General features: G+C 70.1%; 20 protein-coding genes. 9 read left to right on the top strand and 11 right to left on the bottom strand.

Features of this window, described 5'->3' with window-relative positions:
- Window positions 1–58: 58 nt before the first annotated feature.
- Window positions 59–607 carry a hypothetical protein gene (locus BJ992_RS25140; protein ID WP_184985077.1) on the top strand — a complete coding sequence of 183 codons (549 nt, stop codon included), beginning with the start codon at window positions 59–61 and terminating at the stop codon, window positions 605–607.
- A 4-nt stretch (window positions 608–611) separates the two neighbouring features.
- Here BJ992_RS25140 and BJ992_RS25135 read toward each other — a convergent pair whose 3' ends face one another.
- Complete coding sequence (locus tag BJ992_RS25135; RefSeq protein ID WP_184985075.1) at window positions 612–1,808, bottom strand: sensor histidine kinase; 1,197 nt, start codon at window positions 1,806–1,808, stop codon at window positions 612–614.
- Window positions 1,805–2,470: a response regulator transcription factor gene (locus tag BJ992_RS25130; RefSeq protein WP_184985073.1), complete on the bottom strand. Its 666-nt coding sequence runs from the start codon at window positions 2,468–2,470 to the stop codon at window positions 1,805–1,807. Before BJ992_RS25130 ends, BJ992_RS25135 begins: the two co-directional genes overlap by 4 nt.
- Before the next feature lie 153 nt (window positions 2,471–2,623).
- Between BJ992_RS25130 and BJ992_RS25125 the strand changes: the two genes are divergently transcribed.
- From BJ992_RS25125 to BJ992_RS25115, 3 genes are read left to right on the top strand one after another with little or no spacing between them, the layout of a single operon-like run.
- Window positions 2,624–3,703 (top strand): efflux RND transporter periplasmic adaptor subunit, encoded by a 1,080-nt coding sequence (locus BJ992_RS25125; RefSeq protein ID WP_184988939.1) that lies wholly within the window; start codon window positions 2,624–2,626, stop codon window positions 3,701–3,703.
- 5 nt (window positions 3,704–3,708) lie between these two features.
- A complete protein-coding gene (locus tag BJ992_RS25120) occupies window positions 3,709–4,419 on the top strand; it encodes an ABC transporter ATP-binding protein (RefSeq protein WP_184988933.1) in 711 nt (236 codons plus the stop codon).
- A complete protein-coding gene (locus BJ992_RS25115; protein ID WP_425503701.1) occupies window positions 4,416–5,663 on the top strand; it encodes an ABC transporter permease in 1,248 nt (415 codons plus the stop codon). The genes BJ992_RS25120 and BJ992_RS25115 overlap by 4 nt, the downstream gene beginning before the upstream one ends.
- A gap of 6 nt (window positions 5,664–5,669) precedes the next feature.
- Here the strand turns inward: BJ992_RS25115 and BJ992_RS25110 are convergent, their stop codons facing one another.
- The 3 genes from BJ992_RS25110 to BJ992_RS25100 all read right to left on the bottom strand — a co-directional run bounded on the left by BJ992_RS25110 (window position 5,670) and on the right by BJ992_RS25100 (window position 7,910).
- Window positions 5,670–6,002 (bottom strand): cupin domain-containing protein, encoded by a 333-nt coding sequence (locus BJ992_RS25110; RefSeq protein ID WP_184985071.1) that lies wholly within the window; start codon window positions 6,000–6,002, stop codon window positions 5,670–5,672.
- A 61-nt stretch (window positions 6,003–6,063) separates the two neighbouring features.
- Complete coding sequence (locus tag BJ992_RS25105) at window positions 6,064–7,167, bottom strand: Gfo/Idh/MocA family oxidoreductase (RefSeq protein WP_184985069.1); 1,104 nt, start codon at window positions 7,165–7,167, stop codon at window positions 6,064–6,066.
- Window positions 7,164–7,910 carry a sugar phosphate isomerase/epimerase family protein gene (locus tag BJ992_RS25100; protein ID WP_184985067.1) on the bottom strand — a complete coding sequence of 249 codons (747 nt, stop codon included), beginning with the start codon at window positions 7,908–7,910 and terminating at the stop codon, window positions 7,164–7,166. Before BJ992_RS25100 ends, BJ992_RS25105 begins: the two co-directional genes overlap by 4 nt.
- 185 nt (window positions 7,911–8,095) lie before the next feature.
- Here BJ992_RS25100 and glpK point away from each other — a divergent pair, with 185 nt between their 5' ends.
- A complete protein-coding gene (gene glpK, locus BJ992_RS25095; RefSeq protein ID WP_184988931.1) occupies window positions 8,096–9,613 on the top strand; it encodes a glycerol kinase GlpK in 1,518 nt (505 codons plus the stop codon).
- 143 nt (window positions 9,614–9,756) lie between these two features.
- Here glpK and BJ992_RS25090 read toward each other — a convergent pair whose 3' ends face one another.
- Window positions 9,757–10,332 carry a hemerythrin domain-containing protein gene (locus BJ992_RS25090; protein ID WP_184985065.1) on the bottom strand — a complete coding sequence of 192 codons (576 nt, stop codon included), beginning with the start codon at window positions 10,330–10,332 and terminating at the stop codon, window positions 9,757–9,759.
- A 196-nt stretch (window positions 10,333–10,528) separates the two neighbouring features.
- Here BJ992_RS25090 and BJ992_RS25085 point away from each other — a divergent pair, with 196 nt between their 5' ends.
- The gene (locus BJ992_RS25085) at window positions 10,529–11,380 is read left to right on the top strand and encodes a DUF4253 domain-containing protein (RefSeq protein WP_343072843.1); all 852 of its coding nucleotides are present in this window, start codon (window positions 10,529–10,531) and stop codon (window positions 11,378–11,380) included.
- A 21-nt stretch (window positions 11,381–11,401) separates the two neighbouring features.
- On the opposite strand, the gene BJ992_RS25080 is transcribed toward BJ992_RS25085, so the two are convergent.
- Complete coding sequence (locus BJ992_RS25080; RefSeq protein WP_184985063.1) at window positions 11,402–11,743, bottom strand: ATP-binding protein; 342 nt, start codon at window positions 11,741–11,743, stop codon at window positions 11,402–11,404.
- Window positions 11,744–11,961: 218 nt separating this feature from the next.
- Here BJ992_RS25080 and BJ992_RS25075 point away from each other — a divergent pair, with 218 nt between their 5' ends.
- Entirely contained in the window at window positions 11,962–12,813 is an 852-nt protein-coding gene (locus BJ992_RS25075) for a helix-turn-helix domain-containing protein (protein ID WP_184985061.1), read from the top strand.
- A gap of 25 nt (window positions 12,814–12,838) precedes the next feature.
- On the top strand, window positions 12,839–13,042 hold the full coding sequence (locus BJ992_RS25070) for a DUF397 domain-containing protein (RefSeq protein ID WP_184985058.1): 204 nt from the start codon (window positions 12,839–12,841) through the stop codon (window positions 13,040–13,042).
- 96 nt (window positions 13,043–13,138) lie between these two features.
- Here the strand turns inward: BJ992_RS25070 and BJ992_RS25065 are convergent, their stop codons facing one another.
- Complete coding sequence (locus BJ992_RS25065) at window positions 13,139–13,720, bottom strand: HD domain-containing protein (protein WP_184985056.1); 582 nt, start codon at window positions 13,718–13,720, stop codon at window positions 13,139–13,141.
- 24 nt (window positions 13,721–13,744) lie between these two features.
- Complete coding sequence (locus BJ992_RS25060; protein ID WP_184985054.1) at window positions 13,745–13,909, bottom strand: hypothetical protein; 165 nt, start codon at window positions 13,907–13,909, stop codon at window positions 13,745–13,747.
- Window positions 13,910–14,128: 219 nt separating this feature from the next.
- Between BJ992_RS25060 and BJ992_RS25055 the strand changes: the two genes are divergently transcribed.
- Entirely contained in the window at window positions 14,129–14,329 is a 201-nt protein-coding gene (locus BJ992_RS25055; protein ID WP_184985052.1) for a DUF5302 domain-containing protein, read from the top strand.
- Window positions 14,330–14,351: 22 nt separating this feature from the next.
- On the opposite strand, the gene BJ992_RS25050 is transcribed toward BJ992_RS25055, so the two are convergent.
- Together BJ992_RS25050 and BJ992_RS25045 are read right to left on the bottom strand one after the other, a co-directional pair.
- Window positions 14,352–15,323 carry a hypothetical protein gene (locus BJ992_RS25050; protein WP_184985050.1) on the bottom strand — a complete coding sequence of 324 codons (972 nt, stop codon included), beginning with the start codon at window positions 15,321–15,323 and terminating at the stop codon, window positions 14,352–14,354.
- 1 nt (window position 15,324) lies between these two features.
- A complete protein-coding gene (locus BJ992_RS25045) occupies window positions 15,325–16,587 on the bottom strand; it encodes a hypothetical protein (RefSeq protein ID WP_184985048.1) in 1,263 nt (420 codons plus the stop codon).
- Window positions 16,588–16,764: the final 177 nt, after the last annotated feature.

The raw sequence follows: 16,764 nt of genomic DNA, 5'->3' as shown, positions 1-16,764 counted from the left end.
TCTCCGTAGACATGGTGCCTGTCGCCGGGTGCGTGGCCCGGCGCAGGAGGAGGACGAGATGAGGCTCCGGTCCGTGGCGCTCGCCGCGGGAACGCTGCTCGCGCTCACCGCGTGCGGCGCGGCACAGAAGCCCCCGGGGGTGGCGTCGGCCGGCACCCCGGCGGCCGAGGCGTCGGCGTCAGCGACGGCGAGCCCGGCCACGTCGAGCGACCCGCTGAAGTTCGCGCAGTGCATGCGTGAGCACGGCGTCGACATGAAGGACCCCGAGCCTGGCGGCGGGATCACCGCCAGAATCAAGGGTGACCGGTCGAAGATGGAGAAGGCCCAGAAGGCGTGCGGCAAGTACATGCAAGGCGGCATGCTCGGCGGCAAGGGCCCCGAGGACCCGGCGATGCGGGACGCGATGCTGAAGTTCGCGCAGTGCATGCGCGAGCACGGCGTCCACATGGACGACCCCAAGCCCGGTGGCGGCATCATGATCCGCAAGGACAAGAACGCCGACGACAAGGTCGTCGAGAAGGCGCACAAGGCGTGCGAGAACCTGCTGCCGGGCCGCGGACCCAGCCAGGTCGGGGAAAGCGGACCCAGCCAGACCGAGAGGAACTGACGGCTCAGGGGACGGGGAGCCGCATGGTGACCACGAGGCCGCCTTCGGCGCGCGCGGCGGCCTCCACCTCACCTTGGTGCGCGGTCACGATCGCACGGACGATCGACAGCCCGAGACCGGAGCCCTGCGCGCCACCCACCCGGTTCTGCAGCCTGCGGAACGGCTCGAACAGCTCACCGACCTCGTACCCCGGGATCGCCGGCCCGGTGTTCTCGACCCGCACCACGACCGCCTCGGTCTCCGCCGTCACGGCCAGCTCGACGGTGCCGCCTTTGACGTTGTACTTGAGCGCGTTCTCCAGGAGATTGAACACACACCGCTCGATGAGCACCGGATCACCCGCCGCCACCGCGGGGCTCAGCCGCCGCGTCACCTGGACGCGGCGGCGCCGCGCCGTCGCCGCCAGCTCGTCGGCGACCGAGCCGGCCAGCTCGTCCACCGGCACGGGCTTGCGGGTGATCACCTCCTGCTCGGACCGCGAGAGCAGCAGCAGACCCTCGATCAGCCGTTCGTGGCGCGCGTTGGTGCTGAGCAGCGCCTTGCCGAGCCGTACCATCTCCTCCGGCGGGTCGGGTTCCTCCAGCGCCACCTCCAGCAGCGTCCGGTTGATCGCGAGCGGGGTGCGCAGCTCGTGCGAGGCGTTCACGGTGAAGCGGCGCTGGGTGTCGAACGCGCGCTGCAACCGGTCGAGCATCCCGTCGAAGGTGTCGGCGAGGCGCTTGACGTCGTCGTTCGGACCGGACAGCGCGATGCGTTCGTGCAGGGTGCTCTCCGACAGGCGCCGCGCGGTCGCGGTCACCCGGTGCAGGGGACGCAGCGCGCGGCTCGCGACCAGGTGGCCGAGCACGATGGCCAGCGCGACGACGGCCAGCATGATGAGCACCGAGTTGTTCAGCAGGTCGATCAGCACCTGCTCCTTGGCGCTGTCGTACCGCTCCACCAGGGTCTTGGCCAGGATGGCGACCTTGGGTCCCTCCCCCGGCGCGACCGGTTCGCGTATCAGCACGTCGGGGCCCGGCATCGTGGCCCCCGCCACGTAGAACTCGCGGTTCAGCGCGTTGGCCGTCAACAGGTACGTGGCCCACAGCAGCACCGATCCCGCCACGAGGAACAGGCCGCTGTAGATGAGGGTGAGCCGCGCACGCAGCCCCGGCCCCCGCCGCGCACGCGCCAGCAGTTCCCGTACCGCCACACCTCTCATGACGGCTCCCCGCAGATGCGGTAGCCGGCACCCGGCACGGTCTCAATGACGTCCGGCCGGCCGAGCTTCTTGCGCAACGTCGTGATGGTGACCCGTAGCGCGCCGGTCCCCGACTCGACGTTCTGGTCCCAGGCCCGCGCCACCAGCTCCCGCGCCGACGCCACGCCGTCGGTCCGCATCAGCTCGGCCAGCACGGCGAACTCCTTGCGGGTCAGCGCCACCGGCCTGTCCTGCCGCGTCACCAGCCGGGCCGCCAGGTCCACCCGCACGTCCGCGCGTTCCAGCACCGTCGGACGGGACGGCCCGGTGCGCCGCGCCAGCGTGCGGACCCGCGCCACCAGCTCGGTGAACGCGAACGGCTTGGTGAGGTAGTCGTCGGCGCCGAGCGACAACCCGTCCACCCGGTCGAGCACCTCACCCGCCGCGGTCAGCATCAGCACCCGGCCGGCCGACCCGCTCGCCGCCAGCCTGCGGCACACCTCGTCGCCGTGCAGCTCCGGCAGGTCACGGTCCAGCACGATCACGTCGTAGTCGACGTAGGCCGTGCGCTCCAGAGCGTCGGCGCCGTCGTAGACGACGTCCACCGCGATGGCCCGGCGGCGCAGCCCGTGCGCGATGGCCTCGGCCAGCCGGTCCTCATCCTCCACCACCAGCACCCGCATCCCTGTGTCCTTTCGGCCTGCTGTGGCGTCCAGCCTGGTCCAACGGGTGTTAGGCACCGGTAAACGCCGCCGCTTATCCGCCGCTAACCGGCACCTGACTACAAATCAGCCGTGCCAGGGGCGACCGACCCCGAGGCACGGAGGTGAACGGTGATGCGGATACGGCGGCCGGGGTTGCCGGCGGCCGGGATCGCGGTGACGGCGATCCTCGCCGGGACGGCGGCGGTGACCATGACAGGCGGCGGCAGGGCCGGGCCCGCCACCCCTTCCGCCACCGCGCCGCCGGCGACGACGGCCACCGTCGAGCGCGGCGACCTGACCGACACCGTGTCGGTCGACGGCACCCTGACGTACGAGGGGGAACGCAAGGTCTACGCGGGTGCCTCCGGCACGGTCACGTCCGTCGCTCGCGAAGGCGCGGTCGTGACACGGGGCCGGTCGCTGGTCAAGGTGGACCGCCGGCCGCAGGTCCTGATGTACGGCTGGCTGCCGGTGTACCGGACGCTCCAGCTCGGGGTGTCCGACGGCACGGACGTCGAGCAGCTCGAACGCAATCTCAGGAAGCTCGGGTACGGCGACGACATGACGGTGGACACCGAGTTCACCTACGCGACGTACCGGGCCGTACTGGACTGGCAGGAGGACCGCGGCCTGCCGGAGACCGGGGCCGTGGACGCGAGCCAGGTCGTGTTCCTGCCGGGGCCCGTGCGGGTCGCGCAGGCCAAGGCCGAGGTGGGGGACCGCGCGGCCCCCGGTCAGCAGGTGCTCACCGTGACCTCGACCCGCCGCACCGTGCACGTCGACCTGGAGGCCGACATGCAGGCCCTGGCCCGCAAGGGTGCCGCGGTGACCGTCGAGCTGCCGAGCGGCGCCGAGCTCAAGGGAAAGATCAGCGGCGTCGGCACGGTCGTGGACAGCGGCAGCGACGAGCCGGGCAACGAGTCGGAGCCGACCGTCGGCGTGGAGATCACGCTGTCGTCGCCGAAGAAGGCCGGACGGCTCGACCAGGCGCCGGTCAGTGTGACCCTGGTCAGCGAGAGCGCCGAGAACGTGCTGTCGGTGCCGATCGAGGCGCTGCTCGCGCTCAGCGAAGGCGGCTTCGGGGTCGAGGTCGTCGACGGCGGCGCCTCACGGATCGTCGCGGTGGAGACCGGCGCGTACGGCAGGGGCCGCGCCGAGATCTCCGGCTCCGGGATCACGGAAGGCATGAAGGTCAGGGTGCCGGCACGGTGAGCCCCATCGTCGAGATCACGGACGTGCGCAAGGTGTACGGCGGCCAGGTCGAGGCGCTGCGCGGCGTCAGCATGGCCGTCGAACCGGGGGAGCTGCTGGCCATCGTCGGGCCGTCCGGGTCGGGGAAGTCCACCTTGCTGCACATGATCGGCACCCTGGACCGTCCCACGTCCGGCGGGGTGCGCATCGCCGGCTACGACGTCGCGGCCCTGCGCGACCGCGAGCTGTCCGCGCTGCGCTCACGGCACCTCGGTTTCGTGTTCCAGCAGTTCCACCTGGCCGCCGGCACCACGGCCCTGGACAACGTCGCCGACGGCCTGCTGTACACCGGCCGTCCCGCACGCGAACGCCGCGACCGGGCCGCCGCCGCGCTGGAACGTGTCGGCCTCGGCCACCGCCTCGGTCACCGGCCCCACCAGCTGTCCGGCGGTGAGCAGCAACGCGTGGCCGTGGCCCGCGCCGTCGCCGGCGATCCCGGCCTGCTGCTGGCCGACGAACCCACCGGCAACCTGGACTCCGCCGCCGGCGCCGACGTGCTGTCCGTGCTGTCCGGCCTGAACTCCGCCGGCACGACCGTCGCGATCATCACCCACGACATGGAGATCGCCGCCTGGGCCCCCCGCCGTGTCCGCATGCGCGACGGCCTCATCGCCGCCGACGACGGCCCGGCCGCCGCCGTACCCGGCCGCGGCACCGGCGAGAGGAGCGAGCCGTGACCGAGACGACCCCCGTGGACGGGACACGGCGCAGGTCCCGTACCGGCGGTGGCCCGCCGCGGCTGGTCCCCGCGCGGCTCGGCCCGGGTGACGTGCTGCGCGTCGGCGCCGCGGGGCTGCGCACCAGGCCCATCAGGGTCGTGCTGTCGGCGCTCGGCATCGCGATCGGCATCGCCACGATGGTCGCCGTCGTCGGCATCTCGGCGTCCTCACGGGCCGCGCTGCTCAGCCGTCTCGACGCGCTCGGCACCAACATGCTGACCGTCCAGCCGGGCCAGACCATGTTCGGTGAGGACGCCAAGCTGCCGCTCACGTCACTGGAGATGGTCCGCCGCATCGGCCCGGTGGAGTCGGTGTCGGCGACCGGGTCGGTCGACGCGACGGTGCGCCGTACCGGCAAGATCCCCGACGCGGTGACCAGCGGCATCGCCGTGCAGGCGGCCCATGAGGACCTGCTCGCCACCCTGCGCGGCACGGTGCGCACTGGCACCTGGCTGAACGCCGCCACCGCGCGGGCCCCGGCTGTCGTCCTCGGTTCCGTCGCCGCCGAACGGCTCGGCATCACCCGCACCGGTATCCAGGTCTGGCTCGGCGACCGCTTCTTCACCGTGATCGGCATCCTGGACGCCATGCCGCTGGCCCCCGAGATCGAACGGTCCGCGCTGGTCGGCTGGCCCGCCGCCGAGCGTCACCTGGACTTCGACGGCCACCCCACCAAGATCTACGAACGGTCCCCCGACGAGACCGTGGTGGCCGTCGGCGAGGTCCTGGCCCGTACCGTCAACCCCGAGCAGCCCGACGAGGTGGAGGTGAGCCGTCCCTCCGACGCGCTGGAGGCCAAGGCCGCCGCCGTGGGTGCCTTCACCAACCTGCTGCTCGGCCTCGGCGCGGTGGCCCTGCTGGTCGGCGGAGTCGGGGTGGCCAACACCATGGTCATCTCCGTGCTGGAACGCCGCAAGGAGATCGGCCTGCGCCGCTCTCTGGGTGCGACCCGGGGCCAGGTGCGGCTCCAGTTCGTCACCGAGTCGCTGCTGCTGTCCACCCTCGGCGGCGCGGCCGGCGCGGTGCTCGGCGCCGCCGCCACCGTGGCGTACGCGCTGTCCCGGGACTGGCCGGCGGTGATCCCCGCCTGGTCGGTGGGTGCCGCGCTCGGCGCCACCCTGATCATCGGCACGCTCGCCGGGCTGTACCCCGCCATGCGCGCCGCACGCCTGTCCCCGACCGTGGCCCTGGCCACGACCTGACGGCGGTCAGCGGGGGAGGGCCACCGTGAGCAGGATGGAGGAGTCCTCGACGGCCTCCACGCGGTGCCGTTCCTGCGGCACGATCACCAGGTCGCCGGCGAGCGCGTCCCAGGACACCTCGCCGGCCACCACGCGGACACGGCCGGACAGCACGTACACGGTCGCCTCCCCGTTGCTCTCGTGGTCCGCCTGCGCCGACCCCGCGGTCAGCCCGATCACCGTCTGCCGCAGGACCCGCTCATGTCCCCCGACGACCGTGTCCGCGGCCTGACCGCCGGTGGACCGCTCGGCGCGCGCGAGCTGTTCCCGTGATACGGCCACCAAAGAGAACTTGTGCATGACGCGGCTCTCCTTCGACTCAGACGGTCCCACGTCCTCATGCCTACCCGCCTGGACCCGCTCACACCTCCAGCGTCGCCGCGTACGGATCCCAGTGCGCCGGCAGCGGCTCAGGCGGCGGCGCGTCGGTCTCGATCCGCCGGAACTCGCCACGCTCGGCCGACTCCGTGATCGCCGTCATGGCCTCCAGCACGTGCAGCCCGAGCAGGCCCGTGGCCCGGTGCGGCTCCCCCGACCGCAGGGCCCGCGCCATGTCCAGCACCCCGAGTCCCCGTCCCGCCGTCGCACCCTCCACCGGCAGGTCACGCCAGCCGTCGTCCTTGGCCGACCGCACGCGCAGCGGGCCGCCGAACGTGTTGGGGTCCGGCAGGGACAGCGTCCCCTCCGTCCCCAGGATCTGGATCATCGCCAGCCCCGCCGAGGAGTCGAAACTGAACGTCGACGAGGCGCTCGGCCCCGCCACGAAGTCGATCAGCGCCATCACGTGCGTCGGCACCTCGACCGTGAACTCCGTCCCGCCTTTGGGCCCCGACCCGATCACCCGGCGGGCCCTCGCCTGCCGCGCCGTCGCCGCGACCTTGGACACCGGCCCGAGCATCGCCGCCAGCGCCGTCAGGTAGTACGGCCCGATGTCGAACAACGGCCCCGCACCCCGCTGGTACAGGAACTCCGGGTTCGGGTGCCACGACTCGGGCCCCGGGCTCTGCATCACCGCCGTCGCCGCCACCGGCGTCCCGATCACGCCGTCCGCCAGCGCGCGCGCCGCCGACTGGAGGCCCGCGCCGAGGAACGTGTCCGGCGCGCTGCCGACCCGCAGGTTCCGCAGCCCCGCCTCGGCCAGCACCTCCCGTCCCTCCTCAGGCGTCATCGCCAGCGGCTTCTCGCCGTACACGTGCTTGCCGGCGCGCAACGCCGTGATCGCCACGTCCGCGTGCGCCGCCGGGATCGTCAGGTTGACGACGATCTCCACCTCAGGCAGTTCCAGCACCGTCCCGACGTCCCCGCCGACCGGCACGTCCCATTCCCGCGCCACCTCGGCGGCCCGCGCGGCGTCCAGATCGGCCACCCCGAGCACCCGCACGTCGGGGAACGACGTCAGGTTCCGCAGGTACTCGCCGCTGATCTTCCCGGCCCCGACCAGCGCGACCCCGACCGCGCCGCTCACACCCGCTCCAGGCCGGACAGGTAGGCGTACCCGGCGGCCAGCGCGTCCAGCATGTCGGTGGCGCAGTCGTCCAGCTCGACGATCCGCCACGCGTCGGCGGGGGCCGCCGCGAGGATCTCCGGCACCGGCATGACCCCCGACCCGACCGCCGTGTGCGGCTCCCCCTTGACCCCTGGCCCGTCCTTCACGTGCAACGCCGCCACCCGGTCCCCGAGCCGCGTGAGCAGTCCCGGCACCTCGGCCCCACCCACCGCGGCCCAGTACGTGTCGATCTCCAGGAACACCCCCGGCGCCAGCTCGTCCGCGAGCACCTCGACGGCGTGGACGCCGTCGATCCGCGGCTCGATCTCCCACCAGTGGTTGTGGTACCCGAGCCGCATCCCGTGCGCCGAGGCCTTCTCGGCGAGCCCGTTCAGCAGCTCCGCGGCCCGCCGCACCCCGTCCCGCGTCGTGAACTCCTCCTCGGGGATCCCGGCCGGCACGATCACCGAGTCCGTCCCGAGCGCCGCCACCGCGTCGAGCACCTCACCGGTGTCCTTGCGCAGCAGGTCGAACGCGTGCGTCCCCGACACCACCAGCCCGAGGTCGTCGGCCACCCGGCGGAACCCCTGAGGGTCGTCCAGCGGGTCGTACGGCTCCACCGCGCCGTACCCGATGTCCGCTATCCGCCTCAGCACCTCGTCCCGGCCGTCCTTCATCCGGTCGCGAACCGTGTACAGCTGCACGCCGAGCGGTCTCACCATCGGGATGTGTCCTCCTCAGGGGTGGCGGCTCCAGGCCGCGGCTCACTAGTTCCGTTATCGGCGGGTTAAACGCTAGATCGACGCATTTGGAATGACAACGGGTCGGCCGCGCCGCCGCTGCGCCGACCCTCAGGAGCGGTACCGTGCTACGGCGGGTACGCGGGCCGTTCGAGGAGGCGACGTCCATGGCCGACTTCGTGGGAGCCGTCGATCAGGGGACCACGAGCACCAGGTTCATGATCTTCGATCAGGGTGGCGAGGAGGTCGCGCGCCACCAGCTCGAACACGAGCAGATCCTGCCGCGCGCCGGCTGGGTGGAGCACGACCCGGCGGAGATCTGGGAGCGGACCAGGACGGTGATCGAGGCCGCGTCGCGCGAGGCCGGCCTCGGGCCGTCCGACCTGGCCGCCGTCGGCGTCACCAACCAGCGGGAGACCGCCGTGGTGTGGAACCGGCGCACCGGACGGCCGTACCACAACGCGATCGTGTGGCAGGACACCCGGACCGACCGCATCGCCGCGGCGCTGGAGCGCGACGGCAAGGGAGAGGTCATCCGCCGCAAGGCAGGTCTGCCGCCGGCGACGTACTTCTCCGGCGGGAAGATCCAGTGGATCCTGGAGAACGTCGACGGCGTGCGCGAGGCCGCCGAGGCCGGCGACGCGATCTTCGGCACCATCGACACCTGGATCCTGTGGAACCTCACCGGCGGAACCGACGGCGGCGTGCACGTCACCGACCCCACCAACGCCAGTCGCACGATGCTGATGGACCTGACCACGCTCGACTGGGACGACGAGTTGCTGTCCCTGTTCGGCGTGCCGCGGGCCATGCTCCCGGAGATCCTGCCGTCGTCCCACCCCGGCCTGTACGGCACGACCCGCCCCGACGGCCCGCTCGCCGGCGAGGTCGGCCTCGCCGGCGACCTCGGCGACCAGCAAGCCGCCACCGTGGGCCAGGTCTGCTTCACCCCCGGCCAGGCCAAGAACACCTACGGCACCGGCAACTTCCTCCTCCTCAACACCGGCACAGAGCTGGTCCGCTCCTCCCACGGCCTGCTCACCACCGTCTGCTACCAGTTCGCCGACGCGCCACCGGTGTACGCGCTCGAAGGCTCCATCGCCGTCACCGGCTCCGCCATCCAATGGCTACGCGACCAGCTCGGCCTCATAGAGACCGCCGCCGACACCGAACCCCTCGCCGCCTCCGTCCCCGACAACGGCGGCGTCTACTTCGTCCCCGCCTTCTCCGGCCTCTTCGCCCCGTACTGGCGCTCCGACGCACGCGGCGCCGTCGTCGGCCTCTCCCGGTACAACACCAAGGCCCACATCGCACGCGCCACCCTGGAAGCCATCTGCTACCAGACCCGCGACGTCGTCGAAGCCATGCGCGCCGACTCCGGCGTCGAGCTCGACGTCCTCCGCGTGGACGGTGGCGTGACCGCCAACGACCTGTGCATGCAGATCCAGGCCGACATCCTCGGCGTCCCCGTCTCCCGTCCCGTCGTCGCCGAGACCACGGCCCTGGGCGCCGCGTACGCCGCCGGCCTCGCCGTAGGTTTCTGGAAGTCCACCGACGACCTGGCCCGCAACTGGCACGAATCCAAACGCTGGCACCCCACGTGGGACCACGACCACCGCGACAAGTCCTACGAAACCTGGAAAAAAGCCGTCACCCGCACCCTGGACTGGCACGAGCCCGACTGACGTACGCACCGCCTGGAAAGCACTCCGCGGCGCGATACGTCCCAACATGGCGGGCCACCCGGCGACGTACCCGACTTCACGCGCCTGAAGACCGGCCCGCCTCGGTGACCGGCGCGGCCACGCCGGTCACCCGGAAACTCTCCCTAGTGCCGTGCGCGGCCCGTCACCAGATCGCGCAGACGATCGGCGGCACCGACCAGCGGAGAGGTGGCCTTCAGCAGCCGTGGGTCCGGCGGGGTGTGCGGGTGCGGACGCGTCGGTGCCATGCGCTTGGCGCGCTCCAGCCTGGCCCCCAGTTCGTTCGAACGCTCCGGGCTGATCACCAGCCGCAGCTCGGGGAAGACCCGTTCCTCCTCGAACGCGATGTGCGCTCTGGCCTCCGCGATGAACCCGCGCAACATCTCCTCGTACCGGATCTCCCCCGGCTGGTAGGTGATCAGGTCCTCCAGCGTGAACTTCGCCTTCTGCTCCTGCCGGATCGCCTCGTCGGCCAGCTCGTCCCCGTTCGGCACGAGTTCCCGCACCACCGGCCAGAAGTACTGCTCCTCCACGGCCTCGTGCTTGGACTCCTCGGTGATGAGCTGCTCCACCAGGTGCTTGCGGCCGGGAGTGCTCTGCCGTTCCCCCTCTCGTACCGGCGCCACGCCTCGCTCCAGCGCGTTCATCATGTCCTTGACCTCTTCGTGATCCCTTCTCAGGACCTCGAACACGTTCGCCATGGTTTCCCTCCGTTACCGATGGCGTTCTCCCCCCTCCAAGCCGTTGCCTGCATCGCCGCAGGTAAACATGCCGCCTCGACTCCGCAGAAGAGAGATCATGGTGGGAGTGCGGACAGAACGGGTGGTTGTGCGGTACGACGTAGACGTGGTGGATCCTCCTCGCAGTACCATCTCGGCGATCCGAGATCCTATGGGTGTGATCGGCACCGGACCGGCGGAGATGGCACAAAGGCAGCCGCGGCGGCTCCCCCCAGAGCTGAGGGGGCTCTTCGACGACGGCGGACACGACCGCGTCCTGTCCGTCGACCTCCCCCCGGGCGAGGTCGTCTGGCCCGACCCCACCTACGTCCGCTGGCCCGCCAACCGCCGAGCCGCCTTCTGGCTGACCGACGACCCCGTCCCCGCCGCGTTGTGGACGGCCTTACGCCGCGAACACCCCGCCTCAGGCCTGTGGCCCGTCCTGATGGAGGACTCCGTCCAGCCCTGGTCCGTAGGCCAGGTGGCCCCCGACGCCGCCACCGAGATCGACCACTTCCACGTAGGCGCCTTCATGGAAGAGGTCTGGTCCGACTGGATCGACCGAGCCACCGAGGACCAACTGGAACTCCTCGACCCCTTCGGCCCCCACTGCCCCGGCCCCGCCGACCCCGCACAAGTACGCTGCGACCCCGACGACCTGGCCGACCGCTACGCCGCCGTACTGGCCGACCAAGGCATGCCCCTGGCCCTGACCGCCGTGACAAGACCCGCCGACGCCATAGCCGTGATGGGCTGGCAAGGCGCCGTCCACCACAACGAATGGAACGTCCCCCTGGCCGCCGTCGTCAGAAGCTGGGAAGACCGCTACGCCACCCGCCTGGTAGCCATGGGCTTCAACACCCTGGAACTCTCCGTGGCCGCCCCACCCGCCACCCCCCAGCACGCACTCCACATAGCCGCCGAACACTGGACCTTCTGCCCCGACGCCATCATCCAGGGAGCCGGCACCCTCCTCGACTACGCACACGAACTCATCGACAAGCCGACCTGGTCCTTCTGGTGGGACTAGGAGAGGCAGGCGTTCACGGTTTCACCTCGAACCATACGATCCTCCCATGGGGTGCGGTTCCCAGCCCCACGACGAGGACAGTTCCTGGACGAGCCACAAGCCTCGGCCGTCTTCACTGAGTGGGTCGACCGATTTGGGGATCGGAGGAAGAGGCGTGGCCGGGCCCTGGTCGAGGACGAGGACCTGGATGGTGGGGCCGGTGTCGAAGACGTGGAGTCTGACTAGGCCGTTCGGGGTGCGGCCTGAGTAGGAGTGCTTGACGGCGTTCGCGACGAGTTCGCCGGTGAGGAGTTCGATGTCGTTGAGGGTGGGGTGCGCGGTGGCCGGTAAGAGGGAGCGCACGTAGGTCCGGGCTTTCGTCACGGAGCCGGGGTTCCTGGGAGGTCAACGGTGCCGAGGAGGCGCCGGTTGTCCTGCGTGCGCGGGACTGTCATGGGGTTCACCCTTCGGAGGCGTGGTGTATAGGAATGCGAGATGACCATTCGCCGACCAACGCACTGTCATCGTCTGTACACTCATTGTGACTGAGGAGGACTGTACTACCGCCGGAAGATTCCGGCTGGAGATTCGAAGGAGAACCCATGGCCACAGGTGCGAGTCCGACCGTCCGCCGTCGCCGCTTGGCCTCCGAGTTGCGGAGGTTGCGAGTCGAACGGGGCATGAGCATGCAGGAAGTGGCCGACCACATCGAGATAACCGCCGCGTCCCTCAGCCGCCTGGAGACGGGACGCAGAGGGATCCGACCGCGTGATCTGCGCCACTTCCTCGATCTGTACGAGGTGGGGACGCACGAGCGGGAGGCCCTGCTGGCTCTGTCGAGGGAATCGCAGCTCCGCGGGTGGTGGCAGACCTACGGCACCATGCTGAACAGCGAGTACACGACCCTGATCGGGCTGGAGGCGGAGGCGCTCACGGTCAGGAACTACGAGCAGACGCTGGTGCCGGGGCTGCTGCAGACGGAGGAGTACGCGCGAGCGGTCATCGAGGCGTTCCGTCCCGGAGACTCCCGCGACGAGGTGGATCGGCGCGTCGCGGTCAAGTTGGAGCGGCAGAAGCGCCTCTCGGGCGAGATGCCGCTGGAACTTTCCGTGGTCATCGGTGAGGGGGTCACGCGTCAGTTCGTCGGTACGGCGGAGATCATGGCGGAGCAGCTTCGGAGGCTGGCGGTCCGGCGGCCGAACGTGATGGTGCAGGTCCTACCGTACGGTGCGGGTGCGCACCCCGCATTGACCGGGTCGTTCGCCATCGTGGGGTTTCCCGCGCGAAGCGCGATCGATGTGGTCTATCTGGAGAACATGTTGAGCGCGCTTTATCTTGAAGACACGGAAGATGTTCGGCAGTACGGATCGGTGTTCGACTACCTGCGCGCTGCGGCGCTCAGTCCGAGTGATTCCGCGGACGTGCTGATAGAGGCCGCCGAGAGGTTCACGTAGGGGTTCACGTGGAGGGAGAACTGGGATGTCCGGCGCGACTCTGGCCTGTGTGACGTGGCGGAAGAGTTCACACAGCGGCGGTAATGGGAATTGCGTCGAGGTCGCGTCGCCGGCGGACGAACTGGTTGCCGTCCGTGATTCGAAGACGCCAGGCAAGGCGGTGGTGATAGTTGGCCGGGTGGAGTGGGTCGCTTATCTAGGAGCGGTCAAGCGGGGAGATCTTCGCTGAACATTTGCTTCACCCTGTTCCCTTTGGTGTGTCCGGAAGCATGCGGGCCGGAGCGGGCCCAGGTATGTTCCACACGCCACCTGGGCTGGAGTGGCCCTACTCGGGATGGTGATTCTTGGCGCGCTCCAGCCAGGCCAGGGTGTTCTGGGTGAGAGCCTCGGTGGCGATGGCCTTGGCGGTGCCGGTGTTGAGGTTGCCGATGGAGCTGTCGATCCAGGACTGCACGTTGGCGTGGCCCTGCTCCTCGTACTCGCGGGCCTGGAGGAGGCATTCGAGTTTGTCGGCGTCTCGTGCGCAACGCGCCTCGAGGGTCTCGCCGGCCTCGTACTCGGCCACGGCGGCGCTGATCGTCTCGGCGACGGAGGCAGGCAGTGGACGCACTTGATCGGCGGTGACATTGAGGTTGGTCTGGACTGCGACGTAGCGCTTGGTCAGGTGCGGAATGTCGGTGGTCCGGGTCTCCTGGGAGTCGTGCCACAGGGCGAGGAACGAGGCGCGCTGTGGGTCGGCGCCTTCGAGCGCGGCGATCACCGAGGCGATGACGCTCACCCGGAAAGAGTGGTCGGCGATGGACTCAGGCAGCGGCACCCCTACGGTCGACCAGCCTGTCCGCTTGAATCGCTTGAGGAGCCCCATCTCGTACAGGAACCCGGTGACGTCTCGAAGTTCGTCTCCCATGTCCGCCTCCATCGTGTCCGTGTGTCACCGCCATGCGGCGATCGCGACGCCGTACCGGAGGGTTCGGGCTCGCGGCGCGTGCGCGGACACCAGGTTCTCACTGAGGAGCTCTTCGATTTTGAGGACGCGGAAGCTGGTCTTGGTGAGGTCGGGTGGGTGGAGAGGGTCGCGTGTCCGGAAGGTGGTCATGCGGGGGATTTGGGGTGAGCCACATGCTTCACCATGTTCACTCTCGGCGTCTCAGGGAGGGATGTGGGGGTGGTGGGGTGGCGTGAGATGATGGGGCCGCTTCGCCGGATTCGGGGGCGTGGGGATCTGTGGTGGGCCTGGTTCGGGGCTGCCGTTGGGCAGGCTGTCGCACGCGCCTGAGAGGCTTAGTGGTCACCCGTCCATACGCAGGAGGTTCGTATGACTGCCGAGGAAGCGGAGCCGGAGGCCGAGGCCCCGGACGATGAGGATTTGAAGCGGAAGTTCCGCGAGGCGCTGGATCGGAAGCGGCAGGCTCAGGCGGAGACCAATGCCGCCGGTCGTGGGAAGGGCGGCTCGAAGATCCCCGGGGCTCATGGGCCTGCGGCGGGTAAGCGGTCCTTTCGCCGGAAGAGTGGCTGACGCCGGCCGGTGGAGTGCTCGGTTACTGTTGGAGTTCGTCTTCCTTGTCCTTCGCGGCGCAGTCCGCTGAGGTCTTGCCGCTCCCTTGGGCCTTCGGGGCCGGGGGAGCGGTTTCGTCTTGTCGGGGTGTGGTGGGGGAGAGGTGTTGTGCGGCGGTGGAGCGGAGGGGTGGGCATTCGGGGGGTGCGGGGTTCGACCGGACGAGGAGGTAGAGGAGGAGGGCCAGGACGGCGAGGGTGCCGGAGATGGCGTACAGGGTGAGGACGTGGCGGCGGGTGGGGGTGCTGAGAGGGGCTGATGACGGGTGAACCGCGGAGGGGGGTGGGGTGTGGCGGTCGTACGGGGAGGCGGTGTGGCGATCGTCGCGGAGCGTGGGTGTGGTGCGGAGTGTGGGGGTGGTGGAGTGGCTGCCGGTGGTGGGTGGGTGGTGAGGGGTGGGGATCTGGAAGGACGTGGATGTGGTCAGGGGGTGGTCGTCCTCGTTTCTCAGGAAGTCCCGGTAGGTGGTGAGGGCTGTTCGGCGTGCGTGGGTGAGGTCCTCCAGGCGGGGGGCGACAGGGAGGTGACTGAGGCAGAGGTAGCCGTACAGGAGTTGGAGGGGGCGGCTGTGTTCGTCCTTCGGGGTTTTGGGGGGTGGGGGGGCGCCGGGGGTGGCGAGATCGATGGCTTTGACCACGTGGGTGGCGTGGACGATGGTCAGGGGGCGGCCGGAGCGGGTGGTCACGTGGAGGACGGAGGGGGTGTCCTCCTCGTGGCTCGGGACGACGGTGTCGTCCAGGACGCCGTGGTCGTTGACGAGGACGTCCGGAACGAGGATCACGTGGTAGCCGCGGTGGCGGCCGCGGGCCACGAGGAACGGCCAGGCGGGGACGGTGGCCGTTGCCGCGCCGGTGGCATGATCGTTCCTCGACGGCGTGCCGGAGGTCGCAGAGGACGCGGATTCGGTGGGGGGAACCGTTTCGGGGGCCGGGTCGGGGGTGTGGGGGTGGGTCATGTCAGTGCTCTTGGGAGAGGTGGGTGTGGGGGAGGCGGCCTTCGAGGATGTGGACTTTTCTGCGCATGTCGTGGAGGACGCGGCGGCGGGCCGTTGTCAGTTCGTCCAGGTGGCGTTCGGCGGCGGTCAGTTCCTGGGTGATGGGGTCCTGGCGGTCGGGGCCGCGGGAGTCGAGGAACAGGCCGAGGAGGGTGTCGCCGAGGGCCACGGCGGCGGTGGGGCCGAAAGCGGCCAGGAGTGCGCGGCCGGCTATTTGGCCGCCGAAGGCGGTCAGGGACGCGAGGGCCTCCAGGGGGCCCTGTTGGCGGCGTCGGCGGGCCTCGGCGTCCAGGGCTGCCAGGTTCTCGCGGGTCAGGCGGGCCTCTACCTGGTCGAACAGGTCGGGGACCACTGCCGAGAGGGGGACGTCCACATTGGTGGGGTGGACGGCGGTGGCGGCGGTCTTCACTATGTCGCCGTCGTGGTCGATGGTGGCGAAGCCGTGGCCTACGGCGCTCACCGGGACCAGGCGCATGATCCTTGTGGCGCTGTGCAGGTGGATGAGGGTGCGGAAGTGCGCGTTGGACATCAGCAGGTCGTGGACGACGCTCAGCCGGCGGGTCTCGTCGGGGTAGCGGTCGGCGAGCAGGTCCCACTTGGTGATGACGAAGCTGATGGGGCAGGACGCCTCGATCATGGCCGGCAGCAGTGCGTTGAGTGTGCGTTCCAGATGCGCGGCGCCTGCGGGGTGGCCGTCCAGGTGCTGCCTGAGACGGTAGCCGTCGATCACGCCGAGCAGCGCGTCGGCGGCTCTGATGTGCGCGAACAGTTCGTCCTGTTTTCCGGAACCCTCGGTCTGGGGGTCGCTGAGCAGCTCACCGGCGTACTCCAGGTACTTCAGGTGGAACATCGGCCGCGGTGTGCCGCCGACCGTCGTCTTCACGGTGAAGAGGAAATGCCGGGTCTCCCCTTTGGCGGTTCCCCGGGGCCAGAGGTCCGCCGTCCCGGTGTCCGCCATCTCGGCGTACCACTGGTTGAGCTGCAGGACGTCACGGTGAGGCGCGTGCAGGAAATAGGACTGGCCCGCCGGCACGCGTAGGCAGTGATACATGCTCGCCAGCAACAACGTCTTGCCCGACCCCTGTAACCCCAGCGCGACGACCTGGAACTCCGGCACCTTCTCCTCGACCGTTATCGGAGCCCGGGTTCTCTTCTCACTCATGCGCCGCGCCACCACGGCGAACACGATCGCTCCCACCACGACCACGAAAGCGATCCCAAGCATGACTCTCCGTCCCACGCACTGCGGACCAGACCGCGAGCATGAAGAAACCCTGCGGGCACACACCATTCATGTGCTCCTGATGAAATGCTCCTGGCGCGGAACCACCTCCACATGAGTAGAGGCGTACTCAAATCAGACGACTCACCGTGCCCTGCGGACATCGAAGGCGGCTGTCGC

Source organism: Sphaerisporangium rubeum (assembly GCF_014207705.1).
In the GTDB taxonomy this organism is placed as follows: domain Bacteria; phylum Actinomycetota; class Actinomycetes; order Streptosporangiales; family Streptosporangiaceae; genus Sphaerisporangium; species Sphaerisporangium rubeum.
The sequence above is the reverse complement of the archived record's forward strand: the minus strand, read 5'-3'. Positions and strand labels throughout refer to the sequence as shown.